Below are 15,308 nucleotides of genomic sequence, written 5' to 3'. Positions count from 1 at the left end.
TGGTCGTCTATGCCCGCGCCCTCCCTGGCGGACTGGCTGCGCCAGGAGTCCGACGAAGCCCTCGCCGCACTGCTGCGCACACGTCGCGACCTGTCCACGCCACCCCCGTCCGACACCATCGTGCTCGCCACCCGAGCGGGCACGCCGGGCTCCGTCGCGCGCGCTTGCGAAGACCTCGACACCTTCACCCTCGCCGTGCTCGACGCCCTCCTGCTGGCCGGCGCCGACACCGATCCGGTCACCGCGGCCGAGGTCACGCGGCTCACCGGCACCGAGATCGGCGAGCCGCTGGCGCTGCTGCGCGCGCGGGCACTGGTCTGGGGTGACGACGACGCCCTGCGCGTCCCGCCGTCGGCCCGCGACGCGCTCGGCCCCTTCCCCGCCGGGCTGGGATCGTCGTCACCCGCGCTCATCGGCACGGACATCGACGCCGCGCTCGCGGAGGTCGGCGAGGACGAGCGTGCGCTGCTGACGACACTTGCCGCCGGGCCGCCGATCGGCCGCACCCGCGACGCCTCGGCCGACGTCCCGCTGGAGCGGGCGCAGAACCCGGTCCAGCGCCTCCTCGCCAGGGGGCTGCTGCTGCGCCGCGACGACCAGACCGTCGAACTGCCGCGTGAACTCGGGATCGCCCTGCGCGGCGGGTCGGTGTTCGAACCGGCGTCGCTGCGCGAACCGGAACTCCCCGTGCATCCGCACCAGCGATCCACAGTGGACACGACGGCGGCGGGCGAGGCGATGGAGTTCCTGCGCCAGACCGAAAACATGCTCCGCGCGTGGTCGGAGACGCCGCCGCCGGTGCTGAAGTCCGGCGGGCTCGGGGTCCGCGAACTGAAGAAGCTCGCCAAGGACCTCGACGCCGACGAGACGCGGGTGACCCTGCTCGCGGAGATCGCTGTCGGCGCCGGGCTGGTGGCCGACAGCGAAGCGACTTCACCTGAATGGGTGCCGACGACGCTCACCGATTCGTGGCTCGCGTCGCCGACAGCGCAGCGCTGGATGACTGTCGCGCAGGCCTGGCTCGAACTGCCCCGGCTGCCCGGTCTCGCCGGCGGGCGGGACGCGAAGGACAAGCCGATCGCGCCGCTTTCGGAGGACCTTCGCCGTCCACTGGCACCCACGTCGCGGCGGCGGATCCTCCTCACTTTGGCCGCGTTGCCCGAGGGCGCCGGGGTGAAGAGCACCGACGAACTGGTCGCCGCGCTCGCCTGGCGCTCGCCGAGGCGGGGCGGGCGGCTGCGGGACGAAACCGTGCGCTGGACGATGGCCGAGGGGGCCGCGCTCGGCCTGCTCGGGCTCGGCGGGCTCACCACGGCGACGCGCGCGCTGCTGGCCGAGGACAGGCCCGGCGCGGTCGAAGCGATGCTCGACGCGCTGCCGCGTCCGGTGGACCACGTCCTGGTCCAGGCCGACCTGACCGTGGTCGCGCCAGGGCCGCTGGAAGCCGAACTCGCGGGCGAGATGACCGCCGTCGCCGACATCGAATCGGCCGGGCACGCGACCGTCTACCGGATCACCGAGACCTCCATCCGCCGGGCGCTCGACACCGGGCGGACAGCGGGCGAACTGCACCAGCTGTTCACGTCGCGGTCGGCGACGCCGGTGCCCCAGTCGCTGAGCTACCTGATCGACGACGTCGCCCGGCGGCACGGGCGGCTGCGCGGCGGGGCCGCCGAGTCGTTCCTGCGCTGCGACGACGCGTCGCTGCTCGCGGAGGTCCTGGGCAGCCCTGTCGCGATCGAGTACGGCTTGCGCATGATCGCGCCGACAGTGCTCATCAGCGCGTACCCGCTCGCCGAAGTCCTCGACGCCCTTCGCTCCGCCGGATTCGCCCCAGCCGCCGAAGGGCCCGACGGACGCGTCATGGACATCAGGCCGTCTGGACGTCGTCTGCCTGCGAAGGCGCGAGCCGCTCGTCGGGCTCCTGGGGAACCTGCCGGGCTGTCGGATGACCAGGTCGGCAAGATCGTCGCGCACGTCCGGGCCGGCGACGCCGCTTCGGCGCGTCGTCGCGGCGAGGCCGTCCGCGCGCCGCAGGGAGGCGGCGCCGGGGACACGTCCGCGACTCTGGCGTTGCTGTCACGGGCGACCATGGAACGCCGCGAGGTGTGGATCGGGTTCGTCGACTCACGCGGGACGGCGAGCCAGCGGGTGGTGCGGCCGCTGCGGGTCGGCGGCGGGGTCCTCGAAGGGACCGACAACGAGCGGTACCCGCTGCACCGGATCACTTCGGCGGCCCTCGTCGAGGACTGACCTACGCGAGCTGCTCGGTGTGGAGGTCTTTCAGCACCATCGACATGGCCTCGCCGTGCGTCGGCCAGTCCGGCGTCCCGATCCCGACCGAATGCAACGCGGACCGGACGGCGGCATGAGCTTTCGCGATGGCGTGTGAGAGATCGTCGCCGGAAACGTCGGCCTCGATCTCCATGACCGCTCGCCCGGCGTCCGCGGAGACCGCGCTGCCCGATGGAAGTGCTCCAGAACAGCTTCCAGATCCTTCCTAGGATGCTTTCTCCAGACCCCAGAGGACTGACCTGGCGATGGCGTGCTTTGCGGGGATGACTGGTCTCGACTGTGTTCGGAGCGTGACGTCGCGGACGTCAGGCGAGTCGCAAGGCCAGGTGCACCCGGGGCAGACCGGGACCCTGGCCTTACGCATGTCCGCTAGCAGTCCGTCTCGACGGCGATCTCGTACAGGAGATCCTCGATCAACCGGCGGTAACCGAGGCGCCCGTCCTTACCTGCCTTGATCGCACCGGCGACGATGTCGGCGGCCCAAAGCAAGGGTTCGTCCTTACCCGGCTCGTGGGCCACCCGGAACGCGGTGCCCTTGGGAAGGTCGAACCTGGCGCCCTTGACCGTTTCGACGTCGCGAGCATTCAAGGTGACCGTCCGCGACTCGAGCACGAGCGTTTCGACGTCGAACGCGGAGAGTTCGAGAACCAGCCGCCGGAGGCAACGGGCCCGAGCGCGTTCCTGCCGTCGCCGGGGTACCGGAGAGCCGACAGTGACCAGGTGGAAGCCGTCGAGACCGGCGAGAGTCTTGACAGCGGCCTCCTGCTCCGCCGGATCCATCTCGTTCCAGTGGAGTTTCGGGATACGCCGCCTGCCTCGAAGCTCCGACATGACGATACGGACCTCATCGTGGACCGCTCGGTCGAAGACCGCGGCTGCCAGCACAGAGAACCTGTCGACGTCGGATTCCTTGAAGGACTCGTCACCGAACGCGCGGAACGGCAGCGTCAGAGGGCGCGAAGACCTTGAAGCACGCGCTCCATGAAGGCGCGCGAAGAGGAATCGCCGAGGATCAGCTCGGTCTGGTGGATCAGCACCAGCCCCGCGTCCGCCATGTCGCCGACGAGCACCTTCACGACGCCCAGCGGCAGCCGCAGGTGCGCGGCGATCTCCGCGATCGACCGGGTGTCCAGGCAGAGGTCGCAGATCTGCCGGTGCTCGGGAGTCCGCACGCCGCGATACCGGCGGCCGTCCTCACTGGTCGACACCAGTGCTTCCAGCGCCAGGTCGTGCGCGGTGCGGGTGCGCCCGCCGGTGCGCGTGTAGGGCCGGACCCGGGAGCCCGAAGACGGCAGGTAGACCGAAGCGGGTGCGGCGGCACTCTCGGCCCTGGAGCGAGGCGGCGTCTGGCGGATCGGCGAAGGCATCGAAGCGGGCAAAGGGGGCGGCTCAGGCGGCGCGGCCGGGCGGCGCGGCATGACCGTGCTGATCGAGCTCAGCTCGAAGCGGCTCGGGGAGTCGAAGGACTCACGGTCGGTGCCCTGGTAGAGGGAGTCCCACCCGGAGGGTTCCGGTTCGGTGAATCCCGTGATCTTCATCGGCTGTCACCCACGTACGCCGCCCTGCAGCTGCGCCCGCAGCTCGGGGGTGATCTGCTGCCCGACCCGCTCGACGAGCAGGGTCATCTCGTAGGCCACGGTGCCGATGTCGCAGGTCGGCGCCGCCAGTACGGCGAGCGACGAACCGTCGGCGACCGACATGAGGAAGAGGTACCCGCGTTCCATCTCGACGACGGTCTGGTTGACCCCGCCCGCGTCGAAGCAGCGCGCCGCGCCGGCGGTGAGGCTGATCAGCCCGGAGGCGACCGCGGACAGCTGTTCGGCCCGTTCCTGCGGCAGCCCTTCCGACGGCGCGAGGAGAAGCCCGTCCGCGGAGACCAGCACGGCGTGTGCGGCACCGGGAACCCGGCGCGCGAAATCCGTGATGAGCCAGCCGAACGAGCTCTGCTGCTGCCCGGATGCCGTCACAAGTCCCTCCTCGCTGCGTCAAGACCACCTGGGCGGCGTGGTCCGGGCGTCTCTCGCCGACCAGCACCGATCCGGTACCGGCGAAGGCCGAAGACGCCTCCACCCAGCGTATTCGTCCCGCCGATCGTGTCGAGCCCGCCACCCGGCCGAGGGCGTTAACCGAACGTAAACGTCCAGCCGCTCACCGCGTCGACACATGGCGAACCACGCATTCGTGGGTCACCCCTTGGTGGCCTGGTGCGACCAGGTGTGAATCGGCGTCCACGCAGGTCACCGCCGTTCCGGCCACTCGATCGGGCCATGCCGGCACCGGATCGCGTGAAAGGGATCGCCCCGCGTTCAATCCGGCAGGTGGCGCCACTCCCCGAAGCGGGTGAAGCCTGCCGAGTTCACTCCAACGGCCGCATCCGCTCCGGGCATTCGTCTGTTTTCTACCCCGCGCGCACCCTCTTGTGTCGTGTTTACCCGGCGCGCAACGCCGAATCGTGTGCGATGGCGTGCTGCACGACCGAGATCAACACCTGCTTGGCGGACTCACGTTCCCGGGCGTCACAGGCCATGATCGGCACGGACGGCGAGATCGTCAGCGCGTGCCGGACGTCCTCGATCTGATGGTGCAGCAGCCGGTCGAAGCAGTTGATCGCCACGACGTACGGCAGCTTCCGGTTCTCGAAGAAGTCGATCGACGGGAACGCGTCGGCGAGCCGCCGCGTGTCGACCAGCACGACGGCACCGATGGCGCCGACGGCGAGGTCGTCCCACATGAACCAGAACCGGTGCTGCCCCGGCGTACCGAACACGTACAGCACCAGGTCCGAGTCCAGCGAAATCCGGCCGAAGTCCATGGCAACGGTCGTCGTCGACTTGTTCGGGGTGGCCGAATTGTCGTCGACGCCGGTACTGGCCTCGGTCATCATGGCCTCGGTGGTCAGCGGATCGATCTCCGAAACCGCTCCGACCAGCGTGGTCTTCCCCGAGCCGAATCCGCCAGCGACCACGATCTTGGCCGACGAAGTCGGTCCGGTCACCTGCGGCGCATTCGCGTCGGAGTCAAATTCTCCGAAGCCCACTGAGCACCCTCTCCATGAACTCGATACTGGGCCGGTCACCCACGTTCTGGCTGGCAGTGTGCACCAGGACCAGACCGAGGCCGGCCACGTCTCCGATCAGCACCCGGACCACGCCGAGCGGCAGGCGCAACAGCGCCGCGACTTCGGCGACGGACCGGGTGTCCAGGCAAAGGTCGCAGATCGACCGGTGTTCGGGGACGCGTACCCGGTCGAGTACCCGTCCCTGTTCACTGGTCGAGATCAACGCCTCGATGGCAAGGTCGTACGTCGGCTTGGTCCGTCCCCGCGTGCGGAAGTACGGCCGGACCAAACCGGAGGATTCGACGTCGGTGGTGTACTGCTCGTCGACGAACTCGTTCTGTGCCTGCTGCGGCAGTGCCGCGGCGAGCGGATCCGCGGCCGCCGCCCGGCGCTCCTCCTCCTTGTCGAAGGAGAACTTGGCGAACTCACCGGAGTCGTAGAGCGGACCACTGCCACCACCGAACAGTTCCGCCCCCGGGCCGCCGAGCAGGCGTTCCCGGTAGTCCGAGACGCTGAAATCGGCGGGTCCCTGTCCCGCGTTCGAATCGGTCAACCAGCGGGAGGCTTCGTCGGAGGACACCGGGTCGTTGTCCGACCCCTGTGCCCGGCGCGAGCGCCATTCGCGGTCGACCCGGTCCCGGAAGGACGTCCAGTCCTCCCGGCCGTCGTCACGTTCCGACCACCCGCCGTTGAAGTCGTCACCGAGCCGGCCATCGCCCCTCAAGCGCCCGTCGTCCACGGCAATCTCCTCGGTTCCCGGTCGCTCAGCGGCGGACCGACGCGCCCTGCAGCTGCGCGCGCATCTCCGGTGTCAGCTGTTGCCCCACCCGTTCCACCAGCAGGGTCATCTCGTAGACGACCAGGCCGATGTCACTCTCCGGCGACCCGAGGACCGCCAGGCAGGAACCGTCGGACACCGACATCAGGAAGAGGAAGCCATTGGCCATCTCGACCACCGTCTGCGCGACCGTGCCGCCTTCGAACACCTTGGCCGCACCGCGCGCGAGGCTGGTGAGCCCCGACGCGACCGCGGCCAGCTGATCGGCCCTGTCCTTGGGAAGCCCCTTCGAGGAGGCCAGCAGCAAACCGTCCGCCGACACGACCACGGCATGCGCCGCGCCCGGGACCCGGTGCACGAAATCCGTGATCAGCCAGGCAAAGCTGCTCGTGTGTCCTTTACCCTGCGCCTGGCCGCCAGGCTGCGCCGGACCACCCGGCTGCATCGCACCCGCCCGTGTCACTGTCACTCCTTACTGCTGTCATCGGCAAGGGAATCCGCACCCCTGCCAGTCACCGGAACGCCATTGTCATCCAGCGCATCGAGCGGGCGGTCCTGCAACGCGTGCCGTCCCGACTTGTAGCCCTGCTGGAAGCTTGCCATCCGGCTGCGAGCCGCCGTCGCCGAGCGGGCGATCGCACCCGTTCCCGGCATTCCGGAAGTCTTGTCGGCGAACGAGTCTTCCTTCTTCGGCTCGTTCCCGCCGATCGAACCGGGGACGAGGTTCTGGTTCGGCACCCGTTTGGGCAGGCCCGCCGGGGTGATCTCGTCGTTCCGATCTTCGTACAGGACCTGCGCCGCCTGCCAGCCGTCGTCCGACGCGCTGCGCCAGCCATTGTCCTGGAGCACCGTCTCCGGCGGAACACTCTGCGGGGTCCGAGTGGGCAATACCTCTTCGGGGACGTCCTCGACGACGGGTTCCACCGCTTCGGCGCCACTGGTGCGGGCCTGCGCGGGTACGTCGGACTCGACCGGCTCGGTGTAGGTGGTCGGGGTGTCGCTCCCGGCCTCGTCACCTTCGCTGAACCAGCGCGAGAGCACCGACTGGTAGATCGGCAGGCGCCGGGTGGGCACGTCGTCCTCGAGCGCCGACTTGCCGACGTCCGAGGGCTCCTCGGGCTGCCGCGGCGGCTCGGGCGGGGTGTACCGGGGCTCCCGCTTCGGCAGCACCAGCGACGCGAACTGCGTCTCCGTGCCGCTCGAAGCGCCGTCGCCGTTCGTCGGCGAGATGTCGTCGGCCGTCGGCCAGGCCGGGGACTCCTCGGGAGGAGCAACGGGGCTGAGGAACGGCCCCGCCGCGTTCTTGCCCGCGACCAGGTCGTCGAGGCTGATCGGCTGGTCGAGCGGGACGAGCCCGCCCTGCTGCGCGACCGGCTGCGGCGCCGGGGGCTTCGACGGCGGCGGCGGGGTCATCTCCAGGCCGCGGTCGGAGGCGGGAACATTCGGCAGCGAAGTCGACATCTCGGACATCGGCGGAATCGACGGCATCGACGTTTCCGAGCGGTTCGCCGGCGGCGGGGTGTTCCGCACGCCGGGCCGCAGGTGCGTGAGCAGCTCGGCGGGCACGACGACCCGCGCGATCACACCGCCCTCGATGTCCTCGTTCTCCCGGAGCCGGACCTCGATGCCGTGGCGGCGTGCCAGGCGCGCGACCACGTACAGGCCCATCCGCCGGGTCACCGAGACGTCCAGGTCCGGGGGGTCGGCCAGACGCTGGTTGACCTCGGCGAGGCGTTCGTCGGTCATCCCGACACCGTGGTCGGTGACCTGGATGGCGAGCGCCTTCTTGCGGGTGATCACCGCGCGGACGGTCACCTTCGTCTCCGGCTCGGAGAAGTAGGTGGCGTTGTCCAGCAGCTCCGCGAGCACGTGCACGAGGTCGTGGATCGTCAGGCCCTGGACGGCGACCTCGGGGACGATCCCGATCTCGATCCGGGCGTACTGCTCGATCTCCGAGACCGCGGCGCCGATGACGTCGGCGGCGGGGACCGGCTTGGGCACCGACTTCGCGAGACCGGCGCCCGAGAGCACCAGGAGGCTTTCACCGTTGCGGCGCAGCCGCGTGGCGAGGTGGTCGAGCTCGAACAGGCTGGCCAAGTGGTCCGGGTCCTGCTCGTCGGCCTCGAGCCGGTCGATCACGCCAAGCTGGCGTTCCACCAGCCGCTGCGACCGGCGGGACAGGTTCACGAAGATGCCGTTGACGTTCTCGCGCAGGAGGGCCTGTTCGGCGGCCATCTTGACGGCCTGCGCGTGGACGACGTCGAACGAACGCGCCACTTCACCGATCTCGTCACGCGACGTGACGGGCACCGGCTCGACCGACCGCTTCGAGGCGTTGACCGGGTCCGGGTCGTCCAGGATCGCTTGCACGGTTTCCGGCAGCCGGGTGTAGGCGACGTCGAGCGCCGTCTTCCGCAGCACCCGCAGCGGGCGCAGCATCAGGCGGGCGATGACGAGCATCAGGAACAGCGCCGCGAGCAGGGCCAGCAGCACGATCGCGCCGCCGATCCAGGCCGAGTTGATCGCGTCGGTGGCCAGGCCGTCGGCCTGGGCCCGCAGCTGGCCGAGCAGGTTGGTCTCGACAGCGCGCAGCTTGTCCAGCGCGACCCGGCTGTCGTTGCCGAGGGCGGCGTTGTCGATCGACGGCGTCTGGTTCTGCTGGTAGAGCGAGAACGCCATCGTGGTGATCCGGCGGCGGTCGTCGACCTCGGGTCCCGAGAAGGTGTCCGAGTAGAGCTGCCGCTGTTCGGGGCTGGCGTTGGCGATGAAAGCCGCGGTCGAGGCGTCGCCGCTGGCCACCGCCGAACGGGCCTGGTCGAACAGGTCGCCGGGGAACGACGAGCGGAAGGAGGCGATCAGCAGCGCCGCGTCACCGCGGGCTATGAATTCCTTGCTCTCACTGATGGCCTGCACGGTGACGCCGAGCCGGAGCACGTCGCGGTTCGCCACCGCGGTGGTCACCTCGCGGCCGAGCTGGACCAGCGAGTCGAGGATGCCGGAGTAGGCGATGAGGATCGGGGTGTCGCCCAGGAACGAGGTGTTCATCGCGCCGCGCAGCGGGCGCAGGGCGTCGAGCCGCTGCAGACCACGCGAGTAGCGGTCCCTCGTGTCCTGATCGTCCGGGTTGATCTGGTTCGCCGAAGCCCGCAGGTCGTCGATGGCACGGTCGACCTTGGCGATCTGCGCGTCGAGACCGGTCTGCCGCGAGGGCTCGTTCGAGGCCCTCAAGGCGACGGCGAGCGCCCGCTCGCTCTGCAGCTCGTGGACCACGAGGGTGATCTTGTCGGCGAACGCGACCTGATCGGCGGTGTCCTGGAACCGGGCCGCCTCGCCGCTGTCGTCGATCACGCGCAGCGTGCCGAGCGCGAGCGCGGTCAGCGTCGGGATGATCAGGATGGCCGCGAGCTTGGATCGCAGACGCCAGTTACGCAGGCCCAGGAATGACCCTGCCTTCCCCTCAGGACCGTCTCCGGTTTCCCGCGCAGGGGTCCCTCCCACCCCCGCGGTGTCTTCGTTCGGCACCGCCGCACCACCATCATCTTCATCCGGGCCGGGAAAGCCCATTTTGGACATGCCGTTCTCGAGCTGGCCGTACTGCTGCTGTCTGGGTCGCTTGTCGGAGACCACTACCCGCACGCTCCTGCCACCCGGCAGGGACGTTCAGGGCGTGAGTACTCGGTCCTCCGAATGAGGAAGTCGTCTTCGACGCAGTCTCTCAAGTGCACTTGACCGAAACCCTGCCTGGCGTCATTGGTCCGTTCGGCCTAACCCGCCAGTGCGCGGGTACGCACCAGTGAAGCACGGTCGTGTTCGACATGTTCGACACAGAGTGCCTTGCACCTCGGGAAAGGTCCAGAGCGTTCGGCCATCCAAGGCACTCTCTTTCACTACATCAGTGGTCCACACCTCACTACCGGTGCATGAGGGTAGCGAACGGTAGCCCCAGATGTAACCCTTCGGACAAGACGCACAAGAAGACACCGGACGGCTCTTGACCTGTCCGCGCTCAGTTGTCAACAAACCCACGGCGCGAACACGCCGAGTTGTGTTCACTTCTGACAAACAACCTGTTCGGGTGATCGTTACCACTGGGGATCATAGGATGACCACCCATTGTGAGCACGTTGTCCGTTCTCTACAGTGAGGCCGTGACTCCGACAAAGAGTCACTTCCGAATTCCACATCAGGGCACGTCGTCACGTGTCCTCCCCCTCGATCAGGAGCACCACTTGCTTTCGAAGAACGCCTTGAGCGCCCGCCTCGGGCGGCCGTCTCGTGGAAAAGCGAAGGCGCTCGCGCTCGCTATGGCGGTCGTCGTCACGACGTCGGTCGGTGGCTGCGGCCTGCTCGGCGGGGACGAGTCGTCCTCCTCCGGCGGCTCCGGAAACCTCGAGAAGTCGAAGATCAAGGTCGCCGTGATGTCGACCATCGACCTCGCGCCCCTGCGTCTCGCGCAGGACGGCGGCTACTTCAAGAACGAGGGCCTCGAGGTCGAGGCGATCGAGGCGGGCACCGGGCAGATCTCGCTGACCAAGCTGATCGGCGGTGAGGTCGATGTGGCGTACGCGAGCTACACGCCGTTCTTCATCGCGATGAGCAAGGGCACCGCCGACATCAAGCTGGTCGCGGACGCTTCCTCCGCCGGTCCGAAGAGCACGATGCTGGTCACGCTGCCGACGTCGTCGGTGAAGAGCGTCAGTGACCTGGCCGGCAAGAAGATCGGCATCACCGCGCCGAACACCGTGTCCGACACGCTGTCCAAATCGGTCATGAAGGACCACGGCGTCGACGCCACCAAGGTGCAGTGGGTGCCGATCCAGCTGCCGAACATCGGGGCCGCGCTCAAGAACGGCGACATCGACGCCGGCTTCCTGACCGAGCCCTTCATCACGCAGACCGCGAAGCAGGCGGGCACCGTCCCGGTCGTGGACACCGCCACCGGCGCCACCCAGGACTTCCCCACCGCGGGCTACGGCTCGCTCGGCAAGTTCGTGAGCGAGAACCCGAAGACCGTGGCCGCCTTCCAGCGCGCCATGCAGAAGGCCACTCGCGACGCGGCGGACCGCTCCAAGATCGAGCCGCTGCTGGTCAAGTACGCCAAGATCGACCAGGACACCGCCGCGCTGACCACGCTGCTGACCTTCCAGTCCACCCTGGACCCCCGCCGCATCCAGCGGGTCCCGGACCTGCTCCTGCAGATGGGCGCCATCCAGACCAAGATCGATGTCGCTCCCATGATCGCGGCCCAGGCCACGAGTTGATGACGCGCGGTTACTCCGAATAGCCGCTTTGCTCGCAATTTGCTTACTTAAAGTAATGCTGTCCAAGCGGGTGATCATGGGATCGGGCGAATGGCCTAAAATGATCACCCGCTCACGACACCCATTGTGAGCAGGTGGGCAAATCTCTAAGGTGACCGCGTGCCTGGCGAAACGAAGCCACGACACGGATGAAAAAACCCAACGGTGATTCATTGTTTCCGAGGAGCTGGCTTTGTTTCGAAACGCCATGAGCAGGAGTCGGTCACGTAGAGGACAGGGTGCCATCGGCGTCGCCCTGAGCGCGCTCATGCTCGCCACGTTGGGCGCCTGTGGCGCCCTCGGCGGGGAAGACACGTCCAAGGCATCCAGTGGTGGTGACGGTGCTCTTGAGAAGCCGAAGATCAAGGTGTCCCTGCTGCCCGTCGTCGACCTCGCGCCGCTGCGGCTGGCGCAGGAAGGCGGCTACTTCAAGGCCGAGGGTCTCGAGGTGGAAGCGGTCGACGCCCCCAGTGGTCAGGCGTCGATGACCAAGATGATCGGTGGCGAGGTCGACATCGCCTTCTCCACCTACATGCCGTTCTTCGTCGCGAAGAGCAAGGGCGCGGCCGACGTCCGGCTCGTCGCCGACTCCGTTTCGGCCAGCCCCAAGAGCAACGCGGTCGTCACGGTGCCGACCTCGCCGGTCAAGACGATCAACGACCTCGCGGGCAAGAAGATCGCGATCACCGACAAGAACACCGCCTCCCACCTGCTCACCGTCTCGGTGATGAAGGACCACGGCGTCGACACCAGCAAGGTCCAGTGGGTGCCGATGGCACTGCCGAACATCGCCGCCGCGCTCGCTTCGGGCCAGGTCGACGCGGGATACCTGCCCGAGCCGTTCCTGACCCAGGCCTCCAAGGTCGTCGGCGCCACCCCGGTCGTCGACATCGCGACCGGCGCCACGCAGGACTTCCCCCTGGCGGGCTTCGGCGCGCTCGGGTCCTTCGTGGACAAGAACCCCAAGACGCTGGCCGCGTTCCAGCGCGCACTCGGCAAGGCCGTGCGCGATTCGGCCGACCGCTCCAAGATCGAGCCCCTGATCGTCAAGTACGCCAAGGTCGACGCGGAAACCGCGTCCCTGCTCACGCTGCCGACGTTCGGGTCCACCCTGGACCCGCGCCGTCTGCAGCGCGTGCCGGACCTGCTGCTGCAGACCGGTGTGCTGACGGCCAAGCTCGACGCCGCTCCGATGCTCGCCCCTCAAGCTGGATAAAGGTCAAGGTGCCACGACTTCTCCGTGCCCTGGCCGGTCTGGCCGGTTTCTTCCTCGTCTGGGAAGTGATCGTCCAGGCCGGCCTGGTCCGTAAAGAGTTCCTCCCTCCGCCGTCCGTCGTCCTCGTGACGATCTTCGAACAGTTCGGGGAGACGCAGTTCATCCGGGATCTGATCGCCACGTTCCTCGCGTGGGCGATCGCCCTGCTCATCGCGGTCGCCATCGCCGTGCCCGCCGGGCTGCTGCTGGGCAGCATCCCCGGCCTGCGCACCGCGACCGCGGTGGTCGTCGAGTTCCTGCGGCCGATCCCCGCCGTCGCGCTGATCCCGCTGGTGCTGCTGCTGATCGGCGGCGGTCCCGAAGCGAAGATCACGCTAGCCGTGTACGCGTCGTTGTGGCCCATCATGTTCAACACGATCTACGCGCTCGGCGAGATCGACCCCGTGCTGATGGAGACCGCGAAGGCCTGCGGCACGGGCAAGTTCCGGACGCTGACGTCGGTGGCGCTGCCGCATACCGCGCCGTTCGTGTTCACCGGGGTCCGGCTGTCCGCCAACATCGCGCTGATCGCGGTGGTCAGTACCGAGTTCCTGGCGGGCGCCAAACTCGGCATCGGCAACTTCATCATGCAGGCCAGCACCGGTTCGACCAGGTTCGACCTCGTGCTCGCCGGCACCGTGGTGGTCGGCGCGCTCGGCTTCCTCATCAACGGCGGACTCGAAATGATCGGCAGGCGGGCGTTCCGCTGGAGCACGGTCGACCGGGAGGCGATCTCGTGACGACCCTCACGCTGACCAGCCGCGTCGGCAGGCGCGTGGGCAGGGGCCTCGGCATCCTGGTCCGCAACTGGCTGCTGTTCTTCGCCCTGCTCGGGATCTGGGAGCTCTCGACCCGGCTCGGTAAGAGCCCGTTCTTCCCGCCGCCGACCGAAATCGCGGCCACTTCGGTGAAGCTGTGGTTCACCGGCCCGGCCTCGCAGCTGTTCCTGACCGACACCGTGTTCGACAACGTCCTGCCGAGCCTCGGCCGGACGCTCGGCGGCTGGCTGCTGGCCGGCGCCCTCGGCGTCGCGCTGGGTGTCGCACTGGGACGGTCCCGGCACGGGATGGACTACGTCGGGCCGCTGTTCGCGTTCTTCCGCTCGGTGCCGCCGCCCGCGCTGATCCCGGTGTTCATCGTCCTCTTCGGACTCGGGCCGGGGATGCAGACCGGCTCGATCATCTTCGGCGCGATCTGGCCGGTGCTGCTCAACACCGTGGACGGTGTCCGGTCGGTGGACCAGGTGAAGGTCGACACCGCGAAGTCGTTCCGGACCCCTCGGTCGTACTGGGTGCGCTCGATCGTGCTGCCCGCCGCCGGGCCGAAGATCTTCGCGGGCCTGCGGCTGAGCCTGTCCATCTCCCTGCTGCTGATGGTGATCTCGGAGCTGGTCGGCTCCTACAACGGCATCGGCCGCTCCCTGATGGACGCCCAGCAGGCGTTCGACTTCCCGCTCATGTGGTCGTGGCTGGTCCTGCTCGGACTCCTCGGTTTCGGGTTCAACGCGGCGTTCCTCGCGGTGGAGCAGAGAGTGCTTCGCTGGCAGCCCACCCGCAACGGCCGTATCTAGTTCTTTCTCGAAGGGTCAGCAAGATGTCAACCATGCTCGAAGTCTCCGGGCTGAACCACCGGTACGGCGCGGGAGAAAAGGCGCATGTCGCGGTCAACGACCTGTCGTTCACCGTGGAAACGGGGCAGCTCGCGAGCATCGTGGGCCCGTCGGGCTGCGGCAAGTCGACGCTGCTGCGCTGCATCGCCGGACTGATCAAGCCGACGTCCGGCCGGGTCAGCCTGCACGGCGACGACGTCTCCTCCGGGGTGCCGGAGGACCTGGCCGTGGTGTTCCAGGACTACAGCCGCTCGCTGTTCCCGTGGCTCTCGGTCGCGAAGAACGTCGAGTTCCCCTTGCGGTGGCGCAATTTGAGCCGCTCAGAGCGTCGTACGCGGGCGCAGGACGCGCTGGAGTCGGTCGGTCTGGCCGGGGTCGGTTCGAAGTTCCCGTGGCAGCTCTCGGGCGGTATGCAGCAGCGTGTGTCGATCGCGCGGGCGCTGGCCAGCCAGCCGTCCCTCCTGCTGATGGACGAGCCTTTCGCGTCCGTCGACGCGCAGACGCGGTTCGAACTCGAGGATCTGACCCGGCGCGTGCAGCGCGAGAACGGGAGCACGATCCTCGTGGTCACGCACGACATCGACGAGAGCGTCTACCTGTCGGACCGGGTTCTGGTGCTGTCGAAGTCGCCGGCCACGATCGTCGCGGACCTGCCTGTCGGGCTGCCCGCGGACCGGAACCAGATCACCACGCGCGAGTCCGCCGAGTTCGTGACGCTGCGCGGTGAGGTGGCACGGCTGCTGCACGGTGGCGCTCCCGAGAACGCCGCTGCCGTCACTGCTGCTTCGGACGCTGCCGAGTACGAGCTGGCGCAGCAGGACGCCGCCACCGACTCCGCCACCGAGGCTCGCGCCAAGAGCTCCTGACGGCCAAAGTCCGTGAAGGCCTCCTTCGCTACCTTCAGGGTAGGGAAGGAGGGGCGGATTCATGCGGTCGTCGCAACATGCTCTATTTAGGACAGTAGCATGTTGAGTTTCTCTTGGGGTGTAAGCCATTCCAGTGTTTTGCGGGGG

The 15,308-nt window shown here is 68.4% G+C and carries 14 protein-coding genes; 6 read left to right on the top strand and 8 right to left on the bottom strand.

What is annotated here, in order from left to right:
- The first annotated feature begins 9 nt into the window (after nt 1-9).
- Nucleotides 10-2,253 carry a helicase-associated domain-containing protein gene (locus ACZ6YV_RS34115; RefSeq protein ID WP_465513531.1) on the top strand — a complete coding sequence of 748 codons (2,244 nt, stop codon included), beginning with the start codon at nt 10-12 and terminating at the stop codon, nt 2,251-2,253.
- A 1-nt stretch (nt 2,254) separates the two neighbouring features.
- Here the strand turns inward: ACZ6YV_RS34115 and ACZ6YV_RS34110 are convergent, their stop codons facing one another.
- From ACZ6YV_RS34110 to ACZ6YV_RS34075, 8 genes are all read right to left on the bottom strand, one after another.
- Nucleotides 2,255-2,428 carry a hypothetical protein gene (locus ACZ6YV_RS34110; RefSeq protein ID WP_465513530.1) on the bottom strand — a complete coding sequence of 58 codons (174 nt, stop codon included), beginning with the start codon at nt 2,426-2,428 and terminating at the stop codon, nt 2,255-2,257.
- A gap of 236 nt (nt 2,429-2,664) precedes the next feature.
- Nucleotides 2,665-3,126: a hypothetical protein gene (locus ACZ6YV_RS34105; RefSeq protein ID WP_465513529.1), complete on the bottom strand. Its 462-nt coding sequence runs from the start codon at nt 3,124-3,126 to the stop codon at nt 2,665-2,667.
- Between the two features lie 116 nt (nt 3,127-3,242).
- Nucleotides 3,243-3,833, bottom strand: coding sequence for a DUF742 domain-containing protein (locus ACZ6YV_RS34100; protein ID WP_378244360.1), 591 nt, complete (start codon nt 3,831-3,833; stop codon nt 3,243-3,245).
- Nucleotides 3,834-3,839: 6 nt separating this feature from the next.
- Complete coding sequence (locus tag ACZ6YV_RS34095) at nt 3,840-4,262, bottom strand: roadblock/LC7 domain-containing protein (RefSeq protein ID WP_020631857.1); 423 nt, start codon at nt 4,260-4,262, stop codon at nt 3,840-3,842.
- A gap of 461 nt (nt 4,263-4,723) precedes the next feature.
- Nucleotides 4,724-5,332 carry a GTP-binding protein gene (locus ACZ6YV_RS34090; RefSeq protein WP_007033392.1) on the bottom strand — a complete coding sequence of 203 codons (609 nt, stop codon included), beginning with the start codon at nt 5,330-5,332 and terminating at the stop codon, nt 4,724-4,726.
- Complete coding sequence (locus ACZ6YV_RS34085) at nt 5,313-6,092, bottom strand: DUF742 domain-containing protein (protein WP_378244355.1); 780 nt, start codon at nt 6,090-6,092, stop codon at nt 5,313-5,315. Before ACZ6YV_RS34085 ends, ACZ6YV_RS34090 begins: the two co-directional genes overlap by 20 nt.
- 25 nt (nt 6,093-6,117) lie before the next feature.
- Nucleotides 6,118-6,576 (bottom strand): roadblock/LC7 domain-containing protein, encoded by a 459-nt coding sequence (locus ACZ6YV_RS34080; protein WP_085939650.1) that lies wholly within the window; start codon nt 6,574-6,576, stop codon nt 6,118-6,120.
- Nucleotides 6,577-6,596: 20 nt separating this feature from the next.
- Nucleotides 6,597-9,704, bottom strand: a complete 3,108-nt coding sequence (locus tag ACZ6YV_RS34075; RefSeq protein ID WP_465513653.1) for a sensor histidine kinase — start codon at nt 9,702-9,704, stop codon at nt 6,597-6,599.
- Between the two features lie 656 nt (nt 9,705-10,360).
- Between ACZ6YV_RS34075 and ACZ6YV_RS34070 the strand changes: the two genes are divergently transcribed.
- The 5 genes from ACZ6YV_RS34070 to ACZ6YV_RS34050 all read left to right on the top strand — a co-directional run bounded on the left by ACZ6YV_RS34070 (nt 10,361) and on the right by ACZ6YV_RS34050 (nt 15,161).
- The gene (locus tag ACZ6YV_RS34070) at nt 10,361-11,392 is read left to right on the top strand and encodes an ABC transporter substrate-binding protein (RefSeq protein ID WP_465513528.1); all 1,032 of its coding nucleotides are present in this window, start codon (nt 10,361-10,363) and stop codon (nt 11,390-11,392) included.
- Between the two features lie 247 nt (nt 11,393-11,639).
- Nucleotides 11,640-12,647 (top strand): ABC transporter substrate-binding protein, encoded by a 1,008-nt coding sequence (locus ACZ6YV_RS34065; RefSeq protein WP_465513527.1) that lies wholly within the window; start codon nt 11,640-11,642, stop codon nt 12,645-12,647.
- A gap of 8 nt (nt 12,648-12,655) precedes the next feature.
- Complete coding sequence (locus ACZ6YV_RS34060) at nt 12,656-13,426, top strand: ABC transporter permease (RefSeq protein ID WP_465513526.1); 771 nt, start codon at nt 12,656-12,658, stop codon at nt 13,424-13,426.
- Entirely contained in the window at nt 13,423-14,256 is an 834-nt protein-coding gene (locus tag ACZ6YV_RS34055) for an ABC transporter permease (RefSeq protein ID WP_465513525.1), read from the top strand. Before ACZ6YV_RS34060 ends, ACZ6YV_RS34055 begins: the two co-directional genes overlap by 4 nt.
- A gap of 23 nt (nt 14,257-14,279) precedes the next feature.
- Nucleotides 14,280-15,161, top strand: a complete 882-nt coding sequence (locus tag ACZ6YV_RS34050; RefSeq protein WP_465513524.1) for an ABC transporter ATP-binding protein — start codon at nt 14,280-14,282, stop codon at nt 15,159-15,161.
- The last annotated feature ends 147 nt before the right edge of the window (nt 15,162-15,308 follow it).

The sequence above is a fragment of the Amycolatopsis sp. NPDC102522 genome (assembly GCF_055584485.1).
The sequence above is the reverse complement of the archived record's forward strand: the minus strand, read 5'-3'. Positions and strand labels throughout refer to the sequence as shown.